At 74.3% G+C, this 19602-nt stretch carries 15 protein-coding genes; 5 read left to right on the forward strand and 10 right to left on the reverse strand.

Annotation, left to right across the window (positions count from 1 at the left end; all coding sequences use genetic code 11):
* Window positions 1-32: 32 nt before the first annotated feature.
* The 5 genes from BBK14_RS39780 to BBK14_RS08045 all read right to left on the reverse strand — a co-directional run bounded on the left by BBK14_RS39780 (window position 33) and on the right by BBK14_RS08045 (window position 4243).
* On the reverse strand, window positions 33-893 hold the full coding sequence (locus BBK14_RS39780; RefSeq protein WP_241831288.1) for a WD40 repeat domain-containing protein kinase family protein: 861 nt from the start codon (window positions 891-893) through the stop codon (window positions 33-35).
* The gene (locus BBK14_RS39785) at window positions 893-1447 is read right to left on the reverse strand and encodes a serine/threonine-protein kinase (protein ID WP_241831290.1); all 555 of its coding nucleotides are present in this window, start codon (window positions 1445-1447) and stop codon (window positions 893-895) included. Before BBK14_RS39785 ends, BBK14_RS39780 begins: the two co-directional genes overlap by 1 nt.
* A gap of 249 nt (window positions 1448-1696) precedes the next feature.
* A complete protein-coding gene (locus BBK14_RS08035) occupies window positions 1697-2302 on the reverse strand; it encodes a hypothetical protein (protein WP_241831292.1) in 606 nt (201 codons plus the stop codon).
* A 76-nt stretch (window positions 2303-2378) separates the two neighbouring features.
* A complete protein-coding gene (locus BBK14_RS08040) occupies window positions 2379-3383 on the reverse strand; it encodes an NAD(P)H-dependent glycerol-3-phosphate dehydrogenase (RefSeq protein WP_071060633.1) in 1005 nt (334 codons plus the stop codon).
* Window positions 3380-4243, reverse strand: coding sequence for a lysophospholipid acyltransferase family protein (locus tag BBK14_RS08045; protein WP_071060635.1), 864 nt, complete (start codon window positions 4241-4243; stop codon window positions 3380-3382). Before BBK14_RS08045 ends, BBK14_RS08040 begins: the two co-directional genes overlap by 4 nt.
* Window positions 4244-4403: 160 nt before the next feature.
* On the opposite strand from BBK14_RS08045, the gene cofC reads away from it, so the two are divergent.
* Window positions 4404-5183: a 2-phospho-L-lactate guanylyltransferase gene (gene cofC / locus BBK14_RS08050; protein WP_071060637.1), complete on the forward strand. Its 780-nt coding sequence runs from the start codon at window positions 4404-4406 to the stop codon at window positions 5181-5183.
* Window positions 5180-6025, forward strand: coding sequence for a cyclase family protein (locus tag BBK14_RS08055; protein ID WP_071060639.1), 846 nt, complete (start codon window positions 5180-5182; stop codon window positions 6023-6025). The genes cofC and BBK14_RS08055 overlap by 4 nt, the downstream gene beginning before the upstream one ends.
* Here BBK14_RS08055 and BBK14_RS08060 read toward each other — a convergent pair.
* Together BBK14_RS08060 and BBK14_RS08065 are read right to left on the reverse strand one after the other, a co-directional pair.
* Window positions 5983-8613 (reverse strand): putative bifunctional diguanylate cyclase/phosphodiesterase, encoded by a 2631-nt coding sequence (locus BBK14_RS08060; protein WP_083390795.1) that lies wholly within the window; start codon window positions 8611-8613, stop codon window positions 5983-5985. The two genes, BBK14_RS08055 and BBK14_RS08060, sit on opposite strands and share 43 nt — an antisense overlap.
* A 563-nt stretch (window positions 8614-9176) precedes the next feature.
* Complete coding sequence (locus BBK14_RS08065; RefSeq protein WP_071060722.1) at window positions 9177-10163, reverse strand: transglutaminase family protein; 987 nt, start codon at window positions 10161-10163, stop codon at window positions 9177-9179.
* Between the two features lie 192 nt (window positions 10164-10355).
* Here BBK14_RS08065 and BBK14_RS08070 point away from each other — a divergent pair, with 192 nt between their 5' ends.
* Window positions 10356-12572, forward strand: coding sequence for an RNA degradosome polyphosphate kinase (locus BBK14_RS08070; protein WP_071060645.1), 2217 nt, complete (start codon window positions 10356-10358; stop codon window positions 12570-12572).
* Window positions 12573-12690: 118 nt separating this feature from the next.
* On the opposite strand, the gene BBK14_RS08075 is transcribed toward BBK14_RS08070, so the two are convergent.
* The 3 genes from BBK14_RS08075 to leuC all read right to left on the reverse strand — a co-directional run bounded on the left by BBK14_RS08075 (window position 12691) and on the right by leuC (window position 15596).
* A complete protein-coding gene (locus BBK14_RS08075) occupies window positions 12691-12975 on the reverse strand; it encodes an HU family DNA-binding protein (protein ID WP_006541029.1) in 285 nt (94 codons plus the stop codon).
* Window positions 12976-13511: 536 nt separating this feature from the next.
* Window positions 13512-14099, reverse strand: coding sequence for a 3-isopropylmalate dehydratase small subunit (leuD, locus tag BBK14_RS08080; protein ID WP_020458749.1), 588 nt, complete (start codon window positions 14097-14099; stop codon window positions 13512-13514).
* A gap of 99 nt (window positions 14100-14198) precedes the next feature.
* Window positions 14199-15596 (reverse strand): 3-isopropylmalate dehydratase large subunit, encoded by a 1398-nt coding sequence (gene leuC, locus BBK14_RS08085; protein ID WP_071060647.1) that lies wholly within the window; start codon window positions 15594-15596, stop codon window positions 14199-14201.
* A 182-nt stretch (window positions 15597-15778) separates the two neighbouring features.
* Between leuC and BBK14_RS08090 the strand changes: the two genes are divergently transcribed.
* Window positions 15779-16591 (forward strand): IclR family transcriptional regulator, encoded by an 813-nt coding sequence (locus tag BBK14_RS08090; RefSeq protein WP_071060650.1) that lies wholly within the window; start codon window positions 15779-15781, stop codon window positions 16589-16591.
* Between the two features lie 382 nt (window positions 16592-16973).
* Window positions 16974-19133: a serine/threonine-protein kinase gene (locus BBK14_RS08095; RefSeq protein WP_071060651.1), complete on the forward strand. Its 2160-nt coding sequence runs from the start codon at window positions 16974-16976 to the stop codon at window positions 19131-19133.
* Window positions 19134-19602 lie beyond the last annotated feature (469 nt).

Genomic DNA, 19602 nt, shown 5'->3' on the forward strand with positions numbered 1-19602 from the left:
CGCCGCCGAGCGCACGGGCCCCGCGTGGGCCCTCAGCGGCCTGCCCAGCAGATGGGGAGCACCGGGCCGGGGACGTCCCACAGCCGCAGCGAGCCGTCCCAGCTGGTGCCGGCGAGGGTGCGCCCGTCAGGCGAGAACACGACCGACGTGACGCCGTCGTCGGGGCCGTCCGGCAGGCGCCCGATCGACCGGGGCGCGGCCGGTTCGGCGACGTCCCACAGCAGCACCTCGCCGTCCTTGGCGCTGGTGGCCATGATCGCTCCGTCCGAGGAGAAGTCCGCCGCCAGGACCCAGCCGGCGTGACCCGCCAGCGGCGGGCCGGCCGGGCGCGGAGCCACCCGCCGCCCGATGCCGAAGCGGCTCCCCGTGCCCCGGACGGTCGGGTTCCCGGCCACCGTGGGAGTCCGGCCGCGCGCCCCGGACCCCGCCTCGGCGGGTGCGGACCCCACGGCCGGAGGTGGGGTCAGGGCCGGAGCCGCGGCGATGGCTGGGGCCGGCGCCGGCCGCTGGCGCCACGCCCGCGGCCCGGCCCCCGCCGGCAGGCGGCGAGTGGCCTCGGAGCGGACGTCCGCGTCGAGGTGCAGCGGCAGGCCGCAGCGGTCCAGCCAGTCCGGCCCGTACGCCGCGGCGGCGGCCCGGGCCAGGGAGAGCGCGAACGCCTTCGCCGATTCCGGCCGCGCCTGCGGGTCCCGGGCCAGCGTGCTCGCGACCACCGCCGCGAGCGGGCCGGCGATGTCCGCCGCCGGCGTCGCGACATGGTGCGGGCCGAACCCACCCGCCGGCCGGTCGAGCCCGCCCGCCGGCCGCACGAAGGTCGCCGGGTCGAACGCCTCCGCACCGGTCAGCAGCTCGAGAAGCACGACTCCCAACGAGTAGAGGTCGCTGGCGGGCATCAGCCGACCGCCCGCGAGCTGTTCGGGCGCCATGTAGCGGGGGTCCCGATCACCGTGCTCGCGCCCGGGCTCGTCCCGTCGACGATCTTCGCGATCCCGAAGTCGGCCACCTTGAGCTGCCCGGCGGCGTCGAACATGATGTTGTCGGGCTTGATGTCGCGGTGCAGCACGCCGCGGCCGTGGACGTAGGTCAGCGCCGACGCCGCCGCGAGGCCGACCGCGCAGGCCGCCTGCGGGCTCATCCTGGCGCGGCGCCGGGTCAGCGTGCCGCCGGCGAGCATCTCCATGACGAGCACGCGCAGCCCATCCCGCTCGACGTAGTCATAGACGCGGATGACGTGCGGATGGTCGAAGCGGGCCGCGATGCGCGCCTCGGCGGCGAACCCGTCGTCCGCCCGGCCGTAGCCGCGCGCCATCACCTTGACCGCGACGTCACGATGCATGCCGCGGTGCCACCCGGCCAGCACCAGGCCGGACGCGCCCTTCCCCAACGGGTCGCCGAGCGTGTAGTCCGGCAGGACGGCGGCAAGCCGCGCCAGGTCAACCTCGTTCATCGACGCACCGCCGGGTCAGGGGCGAACAGGAAAAGCCTCGAACCAGGGACGTGAGCCCCAGCAGCCCAACCACGAGCCGTGATCCTACGGGCGGGCCACACCGCCCCGACTGGCGGGAGTCGCATCCGCACGGTAAACATCTGACCACCGGAGCGGAGGACAACCCGACAGGCCGGCTGACCTGGTCGAGTCAGCCGGCGAACACCCCGATCCCGGACCGGGCGAGCACCCCGGTGTAGGTCTGCGTCGTCACCTTCCAGTCCCCGGCGACGAGCACCGCGGCGCCGACGGAGACCCCGCCCAGCGAGGCTCCCGGCACCACGACCTCGACCGGAAGGCCGCCCGCACCCGCGCGGCCTCGGTCGGGACGTCCACCGGCGGCGTGCCGGGCTCGTCGAGCCCGTCCCCCGCGGGCCACAGCGTCACGGCCCGCTCGGCAGCCGCGCGCAACGCGGAGCCGTCCACGGTGGCGTCGAGCCGGGCGGCGAGGGGCACGCCGGGATCGGCCGCGATCACCCGGGCCCCGCCGGGGAGCACGACGCCGAACCGGACCATCCGCTGCGCCTCCCGTGCCCAGGCCACGGACAGCCGCGGATCGGCGCCGGCCGCCGTCCCCGGCCGCAGGCGGACCTCCAGAGTGATCTCCACCCCGCTCGGGTAGGCGACGACACCGCCGATCGAGACGGCGGTGTCCCCAGTGGCCCCGAGCGAGGGTGGCGCCGCGACGACCCCGCCGAGCTGGTGGTCCGGCGGCGCCAGCCAGGGAGCGCGCACGGGCCCCGTCAGTGAGGCCGTCAGTGAGACCGGCAGGAGCGCCGCCGGCACGGGCTGCGGGACATCCTCGAAGAATCCCATAATGCGCCACATCGTGACAGACCCGTGACTTACCGTCCATCGGATTCCCGGCACCGCCGCCGCGCTCAGCGCCGCGTCAAAGGTGGTACTCGGGGCCGGGCTCGCGGCTCATCAGGTCCTTGACCGCCTCCAGCGGCGGCAGCCCCTCGTACAGCACCCGCTCGACCTGGCGGGTGATCGGCATGGAGACCCCGAGCCCGTCGGCCAGCGCCAGCAGCGGCCGGCAGGAGCGCACCCCCTCGGCCACCTGGCGCTGCTCGGCGAGCACCTGGTCGAGGGTCATGCCGCGGCCGAGCTTCTCGCCGAAGCTCCGGTTCCTCGACAGCGGTGATCCGCAGGTGGCCACCAGATCCCCGAGACCGGCCAGCCCGGCGAACGTCATCGGGTCCGCGCCGAGCGCCGTGCCGAGCCGCGCGGTCTCGGCGAGCCCGCGGGTGATCAGCGAGGCCAGGCTGTTGGTGCCGAAGCCCATGCCCTCCAGCATCCCGGCGGCGAGCGCGATCACGTTCTTCACCGCCCCGCCGAGCTCGCAGCCCAGGACGTCCGCGTTCGTGTAGGGCCGTAGGTACGGCGTCCAGCAGGCGGCCTGGACGGCGTGCGCCGTGGCCGCGGACGCACTGGCCACCACGGTGGCCGCGGGGTGCTCGACGGCGATCTCGCGGGCCAGGTTCGGGCCACTCACCACCGCGATGCGCTCCGGGCCGACCCCGGCTGCCTGCGCGATCACCTCGCTCATCCGCCGGCTGCTCCCGGCCTCCATGCCCTTCATCAGGCTCACGTAGACGGCGCCGGGCCCCACCAGTGGCGCCCACTCGACGAGGCAGGAGCGCAGCGCCTGCGACGGGACGGCGAGCACCACCAGGTCGGCCTCGCGCAGTGCCCGCTCCGGGCTCGAGGTGGCGCGGACCAGGTCCGGCAGGCGGACGTCCGCCAGGTAGCGAGGGTTGACGTGCCGGCCGTTGATCGCGTCCGCGATCGCCCGGTCTCGGGCGAACAGCGTGACGCGCGCGCCCGCGTCGGCCAGCACCTTGGCGAAGACCGTCCCCCAGGAGCCGGCGGTGAGGACCGCCGCGCGCCTCACCGCGCGCTCCCGGCCCGCGGCGCGTCCGGGTCGGGCGGGCGGGCCCCGGGCGACGCCGCCGCCTCCGGCTGACAGGGAATCTCCGGACCCGGTTCCGCGGAACCGGCCGGCGGCACAGGATCAGCCGGCACCGCGGAACCGGCCGGCGGCGGCGCCGGCTCGCCCCGGACCAGCTCCACCACCGCGGTGAGATCGGCCATCACCACGTCGGTCACCGCACGCAGCAGCCACGCACCGGACGGGTCAGCCACACCGGACGGGTCGGTCGGCGCACCGGACCGGGCGGCGAAACGGCTCAGGTCGACGGGACGGCCCGCGTGGACGCGGATCTCCGGGCGGGCGAACAGGTGCGGCCGCCGGTCGCGCCCCCAGATGCGCTGCGCGCCCCACTGGGCCACCGGGATCACCGGCGCGCCCGTCGCGAGAGCGAGCCGGGCCACGCCCGTGCGGGCGCGCATCGGCCAGTAGTCGGGATCGGTGGTGATGCCGCCCTCCGGGTAGATGACCAGCGCGCGCCCCGCGCGCAGCGCCGCGACCGCGTCACGCAGCGCGCCGCCCGCGCTGGGATCCCGGCGGTAGACCGGGATCTGCCCGGCGCCCGCCAGCACACGCCGCAGGATCGGAACCTCCCACAGGTCGCTCTTCGCCATGAACCGGGGACTGCGCCCGGCGGCGTACACATAGTGCGCGAGCAGGGGCGGGTCCACCGTCGAGAGATGGTTGGCGACCAGGATGACGCCCCCCGACGCGGGGATGTTCCCCTGCCCCGACCAGCGCCGGCGGGTCAGCAGGCAGGACAGCGGACGGATGACGGCCGCGGCGAGCGCGATCCAGAACCCGCCCCGCCATGGTCGTCCCATGAGTGGGCAGTCTTGCTCAGCGCCGGGAAGACTGTCGAGTTCGTGCCATGACGGGAGGACCCGGGCACCGCCGGCGGGCCCGTCGCCCGGCGCCTCGCGGGCGGATGCCGGACGCCGCGGGGACCGCCCGCGGCGGGTCGGATGTCCTATCGTCGGCGCTGTGCTGACCACCGAGACCGCCCCGCCCTGGGTCGTCCTGGTCCCGCTGAAGCCGCTGACCGCCGCGAAGTCCCGGCTCGACCGGCCGGACCGCGGCGCGCTCGCGCTGGCCATGGCTCTGGACACCGCGAGGGCGGTGCTCGACGCCGGCGAGGGCGTCGTGGGCCTCGTCGTCGTCACCGACGACCCCCGCGCGCGGCGCGCCCTCACCGAGCTCGCGCGGGACCGGTCCGAGATCCCGGCCGGCACTGACAGCACAGGGAGCGGCAGCGCGGGTGGCGTGGGCGGCACGACCGGTGTGGGCGGCATGTACGGCCTCACGCGGACGGGCCGGCTGCTGGTGGCCGCGGACGAGCCGAACCGGGGGCTCAACCCGGCGCTCGCGCACGGCGCCGCGCTCGCCCGCCGGATACACCCGGGATGCGCCGTGGCCGCGGTCTCCGCCGACCTCCCCGCGCTGCGCCCGGCCGAGCTGCGACGGGCGCTGGCGGCCGCGCCGCCGTCCGGTAGGGGCGTGCTCGCGGACGCGGTCGGCACCGGCACGGTGCTACTCAGCGCCGCTCCCGGTGCCTCGCTGTGCCCCTCGTTCGGCCCCGGCAGCTTCGAGGCGCACCTCGATTCGGGGGCCGTCGACCTCACCGCCCTGCTCGCCGACACGGTTCCCGGACTGCGCCGGGACGTCGACACCGTCGCCGATCTCAACACGGCCCGCGCCCTCGGGCTGGGCCCGGCCACCGCCCGAGCGCTCGCGGCCGACCCGTCCCCGCGCACCGCTGCGTGAACCGGCCCCGTTGGGCCCGCACCGCCCGCGCGGGGGGTGCGGGGGGTGCGGGGGACGGCCTCGGCGCGGTGACCGTCGTCAGCCTGGCGCACGTGCACGACCCGGCGACGACGCCGGTGTTCCCCGGCGATCCCGAGTTCACCCTGACCACCGCGGCGACCATCGAGCGGGACGGCTACTACCTCCAGCTGGTGCGCCGCGGCGAGCACACCGGCACCCACTGGGGCGCGCCCGGCCACTTCGACCCCGCGGGGGCGCTCGCCGACGAGCTGCACCCGGCGGACCTGTTCCTGCCCGCGGTGCGGATCGACGTCCGCGCCGCGGCGGCCGAGAATCCCGACTACCAGGTGAGCCTGGCGGACCTGGCGGCGTTCGAGCGCCGGCACGGCCGCATCCCCGCCGGTGCCGCCGTGATCGCGTGGACGGGATGGGACCGCCGCTGGGGCACGCCCGCCTACCCGAACCTGGACGGGCACGGAGGCATCCATCAGCCCGGCTTCGGGCTGGCCGCCGTGCGCTGGCTGATCGAGACCGGCCGGCTCGGGCGGCGGGGTGCCCTGGGGTCGGACACCTTCGGCCCCGACCCGGGCTCGGACGACACGTACGCGGTCTCCAGGGCGCTCTACCGCGAGCACCGCGTCTCCCTGGAGAACCTGGCGCACCTCGAGGCGCTCCCGCCCATCGGGGCCTGGGTGCTGGCGGGTGGCGCCGTCAACCGCGCCGGCTCCGGCTCGGCCGCCACCGTGTTCGGGCTCATCCCGCCCCACCGCCAGGGCACGAGGCGCCGCTGGACCGGGCCTCACCACTTCTGGGACCCACCTTCCCCCCCGCCGGAGCCATAGCCGTCCTCGCCGTCACCGGGACCACCGCCGGGACCGCCGCCGATGGGCGGCAGACCCGACAGCGGCCCGGGCCGCGCGAAGAGAAAACCCTGGCCGAGCTCGCAGCCGAGACGGTCCAGCTCCACCAGCTGCGACTCCCGCTCGATGCCCTCGGCGACCACGACCGCCCCGAGCGCGTGGGCGACGTCGATCATCGAGCGACGCAGGTTCGAGACCCGGCTGCCGTCCATCGGGGACTCGATGAGCGTGCGGTCCAGCTTGACGACGTCCACCGGCAGCCGGTGCAGGACGGCCAGGCTCGTGTTGCCCGCGCCGACGTCGTCCAGCGCGATCGCCACCCCTAGGTCCCGCACGCCCGAGAGCACGTCGGCCGCGGCGGAGAGGTCCGCGATCCGGCTGGTCTCGGTGACCTCCACGACGAGCCGGCGGGGGTCGAGCCGGCTCGCGGCGAGCACCCGGGCGACGCTGTCGCGCAGCCTGGTGTCGGTGATCCGGCTCGCCGAGACGTTCACGTGCAGCCGCAGCCGCGAGCCGGCCGGGTAGGCCAGCGCGACCTCGGTGCACGCCCGGGTGAGCACCAGGTCGTCGAGCAGGCCGACCATCCCCCCGTTCTCGGCGGCGGCGACGAACGTGCCGGGCGGGACGGGCCCGCGCCCGGGGTCGGTCCAGCGGGCGAGGGCCTCGAGCGCCACAGGGTGCCCGTCCCGCAGCCGCACGATCGGCTGGTAGTGGACGTCGAAGCCCGCCGAGCGCCCGCCGCGGCGCAGCGCCGTGGCCAGCGCGTCGGCCAGGTGCGCGCCAGCCTCCGGCGAGGCCATCCCCGGCCGGTAGGTCACCAGCCGGTTCTTGCCCGAGCACTTGGCCACGTGGACGGCCGTCTCGGCGTGCCGAAGCAGCGACTCCCCGGTCTCGTGGGTGCGGCGGGCGACGGCGAGCCCGACACTGGCGCGGATCGAGCGCGGCCGCCCGCCGACCGCCATCGGGTGGCGCAGCGCGGCCAGCACCCGCTCCCCGACCACCTCGGGCGACTCGTCGCCGCCGGCCAGCAGTACCGCGAACTCGTCCGCGCCGACCCGGGCGACCAGGTCGGTGGTGCGCACGCAGTGCCGCAGCCGCTGCGCGACGGTGCGCAGCAGATGGTCACCGGCCGCCGGGCCGAGGCTGTCGTTGAGGGCACTGAAGTCGTCAAGATCGCAGTACAGGATGGCGATGCCGCCACCGGACCGGTCGTCGCCGGAGCGCCAGCGGTCGGTCAGGGCGCCGCGCAGCCGGTGCTGGAACAGCGCGCGGTTCGCCAGCTCGGTGAGCGGGTCGTGGAAGACCCGGTGGTGGATCTCCCGTTCGGCGGCGTGGACCCGCTGGGCGAGCCGCCGGCCCGCGCGGGCCGCCACCAGGCGGTCGGCCACCATCCCGGCGACTACCACCGCGGCCAGCCCGATCTCGACGCCGTCGAGGCGGTGGCCGCCGGCGAGGCCGGCCAGCACCGTCGCCGTCGCGCAGCCGGCGACCAGCGTGGGCACCAGGAGAAAGCCCCAGCGCTCGGACCCGTCGCCGGCTCCGCGACCGCCCCCGGCCGCCCGTCCGCCGCCAGCCGCCCGTCCACCGCCTGCCCCGCGAACACCGCCTGCCCCGCGAACGCCGCCGGTGCCGGCGCGTGTCGACACGGCGTGTCCGTACCCGACGGCATGGCCGAACCGCGCGGCGTGACCGAAGTCCATGGCGTGCGCATGCCCCGCGGCGTGCTCTGGACCCGCGGCGTGCGCGGCCGCCGGGAGTACGAAGCCCGCCGTCCCGATCCGGGCGCCGCCGGCCGCGCGCAGCACGGCCAGCAGAACGAACGCGCAGCCGGCGATCGGCACGACCCCGACCACCGCCGGGAAGGCGGCGGCGTCGGTCGGCCCGCGAAGCCATGAGGTCGAGGCGACGATCAGGAACAGGCCCACGGCGGCCGCGAGGATCCGGACCCGGTCCGGAGGCCGCCGGAACGCCGTGGCGTGCAGCGCGGCGACGACGAGCAGCACCGCCCCGGCGGGATAGACGGCCGCCACGGCACGGCTCCACCCGTCCGTGCCGGCGGCGGCGAGCGCGGGGCGCACCCCGAGCCCCCAGCCGACGAGAATCACCGAGCAGGCAAGCAGCAGCCGGTCCACCAGGCCCGCGACGCCGTCACCGGTGCGCTCCGCCCGCGACCGGCGGACCCGGTCGGAACCACCGAAGCCACCGGAACCGCCGAAGCCACCTGAGGTCCCCGGCCCGCCCGCGATCGGCACACCCGCCGGCAGGGGCGGCAGATCCGGCTGGTTCACCGGCCGGCGCGCCCGCGCGGTCGGGGTCGCGGCGAGCGCCGCGAGTGCCAGGACGGGCATCGCCAGGTAGCCGACGTCCGCCAGGGACGGCCGGCGGGGCCGCTGGCCGTCACGCCCGTCGGCGACCCACGCCGACTGGCTGGCCGTCCACGCCACCAGCGCCGCGGCGACCCAGATCAGCCATCTGCCGTGGGCCCGCCCGAGCCGGCGGCCTGTCCACACGCAGCCGGCGGCCGCGGTGAGACCCGCCGCGATCCCGACGCCGTCGAGCAGTAGAGGCACGCCCACCCTCCTCCCCCTGTGGTCCGGTGGTCCGCCCCACCGGCACCTGGGCCGGTTCTCTGCGCACCGACGTCCGTGGGGTCAGCCGGCGGCGACCGAGGGTTATGACGGCTTTCGCGGATAACGGTGCATCGCGGATGACGGTGCGTCGCGGGTGACCAGGACCCGCTGGGCCTGATCACTCGCGAGGGGTCACTGACCGCGGCGCAGGCCGCGGCACGCTCGTCGGGAACTCCCGCGAACCAGGACAGCTCGTGCGTGTTCGATCAATCGACGCCGAGAGACCAGCTCGTCGGAGAGCCCCTCGGGTCACCGTATCTTGTGATCAGGCAAACACAAAGAGTGTCCACCTGTGGTGCGCGCGGCGCGTCGGGCACCCTATGGCGTCAGACGAGACGTCGCGGACGGCCAAACCGGACGAGCGCCGGTTCGCCGCGACACCGGCATCGGCGCCGGCAGTCGCGCCGGCGCCGACCGGGCCGGCGACAGTGGTAGTGCGGGTCGGCCGGTCGGTGTGGCGGTGGCGGGGCGGGCTGGTCCTGAGTCGGAAGTAGCTCGGCCCTCTAGACGACGTCGACCCGCGCGGTGGCGACCAGGACGCCGCGGCCCGCGCCGACGTAGCGACCCGAGGTCGGTGCGACGTCCTGGTAGTCGCGACCGACCGCCACCGTGACGTACCGCAGGTCGGCGAGCCGGTCGTGGCAGGGGTCGAAGGCCACCGCGGCCGCGCCGACACCGCCGGGGGTGAACGCCTCGGCCGGCCCCGGATCGACCGCCCCCGCCCCGGCGAGCGCGTCAGCCCCGCCGACGGGCGAGGCCCCGCCGACGGGCGGAGCGAGGGCCGCGGGCACCAGCACCTCCACCCAGGCATGCGAGGCGCCCTCACCCAGCATGTGCCCCTGCGCGTACCGGGCGGGGATACCGGCCGCGCGGCACATCGCGATCATCACGTGGGCCTGGTCCTGGCAGACGCCGCGCCCGCCGGCGAGCGCCTGGGCGGCGGTCGTCCCGACGTCGGTGCTGCCCGAGACGTAGGCGATGCGCTCGTGGACCCATCCGCACACCCGGCGGGCCGTGGCGACCGGGTCGGGCCCGGCCATCGAGCGCGCCGCGTCGATCATCGCCGGGGTGGGGGCGGTGAGAGCGGTGGCGGTCAGCAGGCGCCGGCTGCTCAGCGCGGACGCCGGCAGCGTCGGCCACCCGGCCCGGGCGATCCGCTCGACGACGACGGTGACGTCGAAGTCCAGCGTCGGCGGCACGACATCGATCCGGATGTTGGCGATCTGAAGGCCGTCCGGCCCGCGCTGCCAGGTCGTGCGCGCCTCCGGGGCGGAGACCCGCAGGTCGACGGACCGGCGGAACTGGCCGCCGTGCCGCGGCGGGGGCACCGCGACAAGCCGGTGGTCGAGGTTCGTCGCGCTGCCGTCGTAGGTGTACCGGAACCGCTGACTCACCCGGTAGGTGACCCGCTGCGCGCCCGCGATGTCGGGCACGGCAGACGCCGGCCCGGCGGGCGCGAGCCGGCCACCGGGTGTCCCAGGAGTCTCCACCACGCCACCGATCGTCACTCTGGCCTGTTTCCCGTCCGTTAACAAATGCCGCACCGCGGCACGACTGTCACCGAACGGCAGCGGCACAGGACATCTCAGCAGCCCGGACGGCACAACCAATCCTCATGATTACCTCACATCGTCATACTTCGAGGCTGCCGCGTTCACTCAAGCCTGGCAGCATGGACAAGCATGAGCGAGCTGGTGGCGACCCGTACGGATCAGCCGCAGCGGAAGGCCCGAAGCGCGCTGCTGGAGCCCCTGGAGGCGCCCCGCACGCCGACCCCTTCGGACCTCCCGCCGGACCGCTACATCAACCGCGAGAAGTCCTGGCTTGATTTCAACAGCCGTGTCCTCGCACTCGCCGAGGACGTCTCGACCCCATTGCTGGAACGGGCGAAGTTCCTGGCCATCTTCGCGAGCAATCTCGACGAGTTCTACATGGTCCGGGTGGCCGGCCTGATGCGCCGGCACGCCACGAGGCTGGCCGTCCGCTCGGCCGACGGGCTGACCGCCCGCGAGCAGCTCGACCTGATCAGCCGCACCACCGCCGAGCTCACCGCCCGCCACTCGCGCTGCTTCACCGACGAGGTGGCGCCCTCGCTCGCGCACGCGGGGATCACGGTCAAGCTGTGGCAGGAGCTCGGCGACCCGCAGCGGGAGCGGCTGCGGGACTACTTCCACGAGCAGATCTTCCCGGTGCTCACCCCGCTGGCGGTCGACCCGGCGCACCCGTTCCCCTACATCAGCGGCCTGTCGCTGAACCTGGCCGTGGCGGTGCGCGAGCCTGGCGGCGACGCGCAGCGCTTCGCGCGGGTCAAGGTGCCGCAGAACGTCCCGCGGCTGATCCGGGTGGACGTCGACGAGCCGGCCGGGGACCGGGCCGGCACGGAGGCCGCCCCCCGGCACGCCCAGGACGACACCACCGCGTGCTTCGTCCCGCTCGAGGAGGTCATCGCCGCCCATCTCGGGCAGCTCTTCCCCGGGATGGAGGTCGCCGACTCGCACCTGTTCCGGGTCACCCGCAACGCCGACCTGGAGGTCGAGGAGGACGAGGCGGAGGACCTGCTCCAGGCACTGGAGCGCGAGCTGGCCCGGCGCCGGTTCGGCCCGGCGGTCCGCCTCGAGGTCGACGACGACATCGACGACGACCTGCTCAGCCTGCTGATGCGCGAGCTGGAGATCAGCGACCGCGAGGTCCACCGGGTCCGTGGCCCGCTCGACATGTCGGTGCTCTGGGCCCTCTACGACCTCGACCGGCCGGAGCTGAAGGACCCGCCGCGGGTGCCGATCACGCATCCGCGGCTGCTCACCGACGAGGGCGAGCCGCCGGACTTCTTCAGCGTGCTGCGCGAGGTGGACGTCCTCGTCCACCACCCGTACGACTCGTTCACGACCTCGGTGCAGCGGTTCATCGAGCAGGCCGCGGCCGACCCGAACGTCCTGGCGATCAAGCAGACGCTCTACCGGACCTCCGGCGACTCACCGATCGTCGACGCGCTCGTCGCGGCCGCCGAGGCCGGCAAGCAGGTCGTCGTCCTGGTGGAGATCAAGGCCAGGTTCGACGAGAGCGCGAACATCCGCTGGGCGCGCGAGCTGGAGCGGGCGGGCTGCCACGTCGTCTACGGGCTGATCGGACTCAAGACGCACTGCAAGATCTGTCTGGTGGTGCGCCAGGAGCGCGGCGGGCTACGCCGCTACTGCCACGTCGGCACCGGCAACTACAACCCCAAGACCGCGCGCCTCTACGAGGACCTGGGCCTGCTCACCGCCGACCCGGACGTCGGCGCCGACCTGACCGACCTGTTCAACGTGCTGACCGGCTACAGCCGGCAGACCGAGTACCGCTCGCTGCTGGTCGCCCCGCAGCACATGCGGGACGGCATCATCCAGCGGATCGAGGCCGAGGCCGCGGCCGCCCGGGAGGGCCGCGAGTGCGGCATCCGGGTCAAGGTCAACAGCCTGGTGGACGAGAAGATCATCGACGCGCTCTACCGGGCGTCCCGCGACGGGGTGCCGGTGCACTGCCTGGTGCGCGGCATCTGCGCGCTGCGGCCGGGGGTGCCGGGGCTGTCCGAGACGGTGCACGTCCGGTCGATCCTCGGGCGGTTCCTGGAGCACAGCCGGGTGCTGGAGTTCGCCTCGGTCGGCGAGTTCTGGATCGGCAGCGCCGACATGATGCACCGCAACCTGGACCGCCGGATCGAGGCGCTGGTGCGGGTCCCGCACACCGAGCGGCAGGCCACGGTGCGGGGGATGCTCGACCACGCCTTCTCCGACCAGGTGGAGGCATGGACCCTGGCCGCGGACGGCCGCTGGGAGCGCCAGACGACCTCGGCGGACGACGAGCGTCTCTCGGACTACCAGGCCGACCTGATGGCGCAGGCGTACGAGCGCGGGCGCCGCTAGCTAGCAGGGCAGACGGGCGGCGGCGGGCTCTGCGTCCGCCGCGGCCGCGCTCCGGAGCGTCGTGGGTGTCCACGCTCGCTCCGGAGCGCGGCCGCGTGAGGGCACGGCCGTCAGCCGCTCAGTCGCTGCTGGCCGAGACGCTGGCCTTGAACTCCGAGCCGGGACGGAACTTCGGCACCACGGACGCGGCGACGTGGACGGGCTCGCCGGTCGCGGGGTTGCGGCCCGTGCGCGCGGCGCGCTCCACCCGCTCGAACACACCGAACCCGGTGATCGTGACCTTCTCGCCGCCGGCCACGGCCTCCTGGATCGCGTCGAACACCGCGTCGACCGCCTTGGTGGCGTTCGACCGCCCACCCTCGATCTGCTGGGCGATGCGGTCAACCAACTGGGACTTGTTCACAACAACCTCCGGACGCCCCCGCACGGTGCGGGGTGGGGAGCAGATCGGGCATCACACTGCGCTGCACCRTAGGCATCTCCACTGTCGAGGGCAATTCCCATGAGCGTGTCGCGTCACACAAACCCGCACGTCAGCGGGTTCGCGTCGGGTGGCTACAGGTTGCGCGCTGTCCTACGAGCCCGCCGCATCCTGCAACTTGGTCACCTTCAGTAACTTTTGACGGGGGCGAATTCAAGCCGAAAGTCACGAATTGGTAGCCGGCAGACGCCAGCCAGAGAAGGTCCTCACAGCAACACACCATGGCACTACCCCATGCGGATGTGAGATCACCCTCAGCGTTGCGACGAACACCGGGCGGCAAGCCGGCCGGCGGCGCGTGGACCACCCACCACCTGGGGCGCCGCAAGGGGTTGGAACGTGATCAACGCAACATCCGCGAGGGCGGCCCGGGAGCCCGTCAGTGGGCCGAAAATCCCCGGGCCGAGCTGGGACGTCCCCGCTCGGCCCGGGGAAAATCCTCAGGTGACGCGGGAGGCTCAGGCCGTGGTCGGGAGCCACCCGGGCCGGCTGGCCTCGAACACGGTGATGTCCTGCTCGTGGCGCAGCGTCAGGCCGACGTCGTCCAGGCCCTCCATCAGCCGCCAGCGGGTGAAGTCGTCGAGCTCGAAGCCGGCGACCTGACCGGCGCCGCGGACCTCCCGGGCCACCAGGTCGACGGTGATCTCCGTGGTCGGGTCGGCCTCCACCGCCGCGGTCAGCGCCTCGACCGTGTCGGCCGGCAGCACCACCGGGAGCAGGCCGTTGCCCAGCGCGTTGCCGCGGAAGATGTCGGCGAAGCGGGGCGAGAGCACCGCGCGGAAGCCGTAGTCCTGCAGCGCCCAGACCGCGTGCTCACGCGACGAGCCGGTGCCGAAGTCCGGGCCGGCGAGCAGGATCGACGCACCGGCGTGGGCGGGGTCGTTCAGCACGAACGACGGGTCCGCCCGCCATTCGGAGAACAGCCCGGCGCCGAAGCCCGTCCGCTCGATGCGCTTGAGCCATTCGCTCGGGATGATCTGGTCGGTGTCGACGTCGCTGCGCCGCAGCGGCACCGCCCGACCGGTGTGGATGGTGAACGCCTCCATGACGGCACGTTCCCTTCGAGTCCGTTCGGAAGTTTCGGAAGTCTGGGAGTCCGGTGGCCCGGGGTCCGGGAGCCCGGAGTTCGACCGGGCCGGGGCGCCCTACAGGTCGGCGGGCGCCGTGAGGCGGCCGGTCACCGCGGTGGCGGCGGCGACCGCCGGCGAGACGAGGTGGGTCCGCCCGCCGGGGCCCTGCCGGCCCTCGAAGTTGCGGTTGGACGTCGACGCGCTGCGCTCCCCCGGCCGCAGGGTGTCCGGGTTCATGCCCAGGCACATCGAGCAGCCGGCGCTGCGCCAGTCGGCGCCCGCGGCGCGGAACACCTCGTCGAGGCCCTCCGCCTCCGCCTCGGCCTTGACCGCCATCGAGCCGGGGACGACCAGGACCCGAAGGCCGTCCGCCACCTGGCGCCCGCGCAGCACGTCGGCGGCGGCACGCAGGTCGGAGATCCGGCCGTTGGTGCAGGATCCGATGAAGACGGTGTCGACGGCGACGTCGGACAGCGGGGTGCCCGGCACGAGATCCATGTAGGCCAGGGCGCGTTCCACCGAGCCGCGCGCGGCCGGGTCGGCGTAGGCGGCCGGGTCGGGCACGGGCGAGCTCAGCGGCGCAGCCTGGCCCGGGTTGGTCCCCCAGGTGACGTACGGGCTCAGGCTGGGCCCGTCGATGACGACCTCGTGGTCGAACGTGGCGTCGGGGTCGGTGGCCAGGGTGCGCCAGTACTCGACCGCGGCGTCCCAGTCGGCCCCGGTCGGGGCGTTCGGACGTCCCTTGAGGTACTCGAACGTGGTCTCGTCCGGGGCGATCATCCCGGCGCGCGCGCCCGCCTCGATCGACATGTTGCAGACCGTCATCCGGCCCTCCATCGACAGCCCGCGGACGGCTTCGCCGCGGTACTCGATGACGTAGCCGGCGCCGCCACCCGTGCCGATCCGGGCGATCACGGCGAGGATCAGATCCTTCGCGGTGACCCCGGCGGGCAGCTCACCCTGGACGGTGACCGCCATCGTCTTCGGGCGGCGCTGCGGCAGCGTCTGGGTGGCCAGCACGTGCTCGACCTGGCTGGTGCCGATCCCGAAGGCGAGCGCCCCGAAGGCGCCGTGCGTCGAGGTGTGGCTGTCGCCGCAGACGATCGTCATGCCCGGCTCGGACAGGCCGAGCTGCGGGCCGACCACGTGGACGATGCCCTGGCCCGGGTCGTTCATCGGGAACAGGCAGACCCCGAAGTCGGCGCAGTTCTTGCGCAGCGCGTCGACCTGCGCCCGCGAGACCGGGTCGGCGATCGGCAGCAGCGTGTCGGTCGTCGGGACGTTGTGGTCCTCGGTCGCCAGCGTCAGGTCGGGACGGCGGACCGGTCGCCCGGCCAGYCGCAGCGCCTCGAACGCCTGCGGCGAGGTGACCTCGTGGACGAGGTGCAGATCGATGTAGAGCAGGTCGGGCTCTCCGTCCGCGCGGCGGACGACGTGTGCGTCCCAGACCTTCTCCGCGAGTGTGCGACCCATTGGCCCCACTCCCTCTCTCGCGTGGGCGGGCCCACGCTGCTCGGACTTCGCTGTCATGACGGGACCGCGCGCCCCATGGCCGTGCCGTGCCTCCCACGGGGCATGCCTCCCACGGGGCATGCGTCTCRCGGTCACCATCTCGCGGTCGTGCATCTCAGGAGATGAGATGGCAATATCAGACTATGGAACATAGTAGCGGCGTCGGCGTGCTGGACAAGGCCGCCCTGGTCCTGAGCGCCGTTGAGCACGGGCCGGCCGGGCTCGCCGACCTGGTCGTTCGCACCGGCCTGACCAGAGCGACGGCCCACCGGCTCGCCCTGGCCCTGGAGACCCACCGCCTGCTCACCCGCGACTCCGACGGCCGGTTCGTGCCCGGCCCACGACTGGCCGCCGGCGGCCCGACCCCCCTGCCCTGGGAGATGATCGACGCGGCCGGCCGGGTGCTCACCGCCCTGTGCGAGGCCACCGGCGAGAGCACCCAGCTCTACGTCCGGCGCGGGCCGGTCCGGGTCTGCGTCGCCGCCTCCGAGCGGTCCACCGGGCTGCGCGACACCGTGCCCGTCGGCGCGGCCCTGCCGATGACCGCGGGCTCCGGCGCGCAGGTCCTGCTCGCCTTCGACGACGCGGCCGAGCCCGAACTGCTGGCGCGCGCGGCGTTCGCGTCGGACGTCCTGCCGAAGGTGCGCCGGCGTGGCTGGGCGGAGAGCCTCGGCGAGCGCGAGCCGGGCCTGGCCTCGGTGTCGGCCCCGGTGTACGGCGCGTCCGGCGTGGTCGCCGCGCTGTCGCTGTCCGGCCCGGTCGAACGGCTGACCCGGTCGCCGGGACGGCGGCACGGTACCGCGGTGGTCGCCGCGGCCCGGGAGCTGTCCAGCCCGCAGGCTCCGACGGGTGCCGACCGAATCCCCACACCCGAAACGGGAATCGTGTCTCAGATCACGACGAATGCGCCAAGAACCCCACCGGGCACAGCGAAAACCACCGCCGCTCCACTGTGAAAGCCGATATTCGATGTCCGGAAACACAATGCTCCCGCACCAGCCGGCCCCGCCGGCACCCCGACGCACCCGGAGAGAGCCCGGCATCGTAGCCTCTGGTGTTGTCAACAGAGCAGGATCGACGTACTGAGCAGTTTCTGCACACAAGCAGTGATGGCGCAGTCCGGTCAGCCCGCCAGCCCGTGGGATGCCGACCGGGCAGGGGGGCGTCCGTCGCTGTGCGTCGATCCGGTGGCCCGGTCGGACTTTACGTCAACGGGCTCTCGCCACTGGTAGGCGAGAGGGTTCACCGGAGTCCTCAGGCTTCCGCAGCCCCCGCCGCGGCAGCGTCACAGGCTCGCGCCGTCCGCTCCCGGACGGCACACAAAGGGGGAAAGGCGCAGTGCGCAAACTGGGTGCACGGTACGTCCTGCACGAATTGCTCGGGCAGGGAACGGCCGGCCAGGTCTGGCGCGGGGCCCATGTCCCCGACGGAGAGCCCGTCGCCATCAAGGTACTTCGGCCGGAGCTCGCTCATGACCCCGAGATCGTCGACCGGTTCCTGCGCGAGTGGGACCTGCTCGTCGAGCTCGACAGCCCTGACCTGGTGCGGGTTCGTGACCTGATCAGAGAGCCCGACACGCCCCTGGCGATCGTGATGGACCTCGTCGAGGGCATCGACCTCCGGGCACACCTCGACCAGAGCGGGCCACGACCGGTGACCGAGGCGGTCAACCTCGTCGTCGGGCTCCTCTGGGCGCTGGACAGCGTGCACGCGGCCGGGATCATCCACCGCGACGTCAAACCCGAGAACGTCCTCATCGACACCTCGGACCCGCGCCGCCCCTACGTCCGGCTGACCGACTTCGGCGTGGCGCGGATGGTGCACACCCCCACCCGCGCCTCGCTGACCGGCCCGATCGGCACCCCGCTCTACATGGCGCCGGAGCTGACGACCGACGCCCCTCCGACGCCGGCCGTCGACATCTACGCCGCCGGGATCGTGCTCTACGAGCTCATCGCCGGCAGCCCGCCTTTCGACGCGGCGCACCCGGCCGACATGGTGCGGGCGCACCGCGAGGACCAGCCACTGCCCATCCAGGGCGTCCCGCCGGCCCTGTGGGACGTCCTGTCGTCGATGCTCGCGAAGTCGCCGCGCCAGCGGCCCGCCTCCGCCGCGGACGCCGCGGAGGACCTGATCGAGGCGCTCGAGAACGACCGCGACCGCGACGACCCGGACTTCGACTCCGACGACCATCTGGACCTCGACAACCGCCGTCCCGACAACCGGGACCGCGAGTTCGACGACCGGTCCGCGGGTCAGCGTGGGCGCGGCGCCGTCCTCGAACCTCGCCGCGACGCGCCCGGGAAACGGGAAGCGGCCTTCGACGCGGCGCAGACCCGGATCGGCTCGGCCGCCGACTGGGCGGAGGACGAGCGCGGCCGCCAGCCGGCCGCGGCGGGGCGCCGCCTCGCCGGCGCCGGCGCCGCGGTCGCGGCGACCAGCGTCGCGGGTGCGGGTGGCCCGGCCGGCGACTGGAACGACGCCGAGCACACCCAGATCGCCGGGATGCCACCCGTCCGCGCCGACTGGAGCGACGACGACACCGGTGGCCGGCCGGCGGTCCGCGTCCCGGCCCGCTCCACGGGCTCCGCGTCCGACCGCAACACGGTGATCTCCGCGATCCCGGCGAACAAGCAGCCGGCCCCGGGCAGCTCGGGCTCGTCGGGCGGACCGGGCGGACCAGGCGGGCGTTCTGCCGGCGACCGCCGCCGCCGCAGCCGCATCGCGGCCGGAGCCGGCCTGGTCGTCGCGCTGGTCGCCGGCGCCGGTGGTTGGGCCCTGGCCGCGGCCGGTGACAGCGAGAGCGCGCTCACCGCGGACGGCGGCTCGCAGGTCGTCGCCGACCCGTCGATCACCGCGACGCTGCCCGGTGGCGCCCCGATGCCCCCGGGGATGGACCCGGGCACTGTCCCCACAAGCTCCATAGCAGGAACGACGCCGCATCCAAGTACCTCCCCGAAGCCTGGCCAGAGCGCCACGCCCGGGCCGGCCACCCCCACCCAGCCGGGTCGGACCACGGCCCCGCCGGACGCCAGCGCCGCACCGACGCCGACACCGACGGCCAAGGAAGCGACGGTCCCCAACGTGGTGGGCCAGAGCCAGACGGCGGCCACCAACACCTTGACGGGCAAGGGCTTCACGAACGTCACGGCGACCGAGGTCTGCCAGAAGGGCAAGAACGGCGGCGTCGTGCTCGACCAGGGCCCGAACGCGGGCAGCGTCGTCCCGGTCACCACGAAGGTAACGCTCACGGTCCAGGCAACGAACTGCGTCGAGGTCCCCGCCGTCGCGAATCAGACGCTCGCCGCCGCCCGCAACGTGCTGATCGGCGCCGGTCTGGGTGTCCTGGACGGCAACGGCGGTTGCCAGAACGGTCCCGGCACCACTGCGGCGGGAACGAACCCTGCCGCCGGGACGATGATGCGCAAGGGCGACAGCGTCTGGCTCGAGCCCACCTGCGCGAAGCCGCCCCCCACCACCCCCGCCGCCGCCAAGTAGCGGTCCTCGACCCGGCGTCCACCGCACCCGGGCCGCACATGCGAAAGACCCCGGCGTCCATCACGCCGGGGTCTTTCGCGTAGCCGGGACCCGCCCGGCCTGCCTCTCCCGGCTCCGGGCCGGGACGCCGGCGGCAGGCCCGAGCATCACCTGCGCTCGCCTACCACATTTCTGCCTGCTTCATCCTGCTTCATCCCGGATGCTTCCGCCGCCACCGGCGGCCCGCCCCGAACCGGCCGCCGCCCACACCGAAGCGAGTTGACTCGCCGGCACATGGACTGGCTGAGGCAACTCACTTCTTCGACGGCCTCCCACGGGATACAGCCGGAGATCCCGTACAGGCGTGCTGGCGTACGGGCCTGGTCCACTGCTCGGCCGGGCCGGCGGCGTGACCACAGGCCCCCGCCGCATCCGACGCCGGGTGCCAACCGGACCCGGGCCTGCGCTGCGCAGAATCGCCGTCGAACCC

It is taken from the genome of Parafrankia soli (assembly GCF_001854695.1).
GTDB lineage: Bacteria > Actinomycetota > Actinomycetes > Frankiales > Frankiaceae > Parafrankia > Parafrankia soli.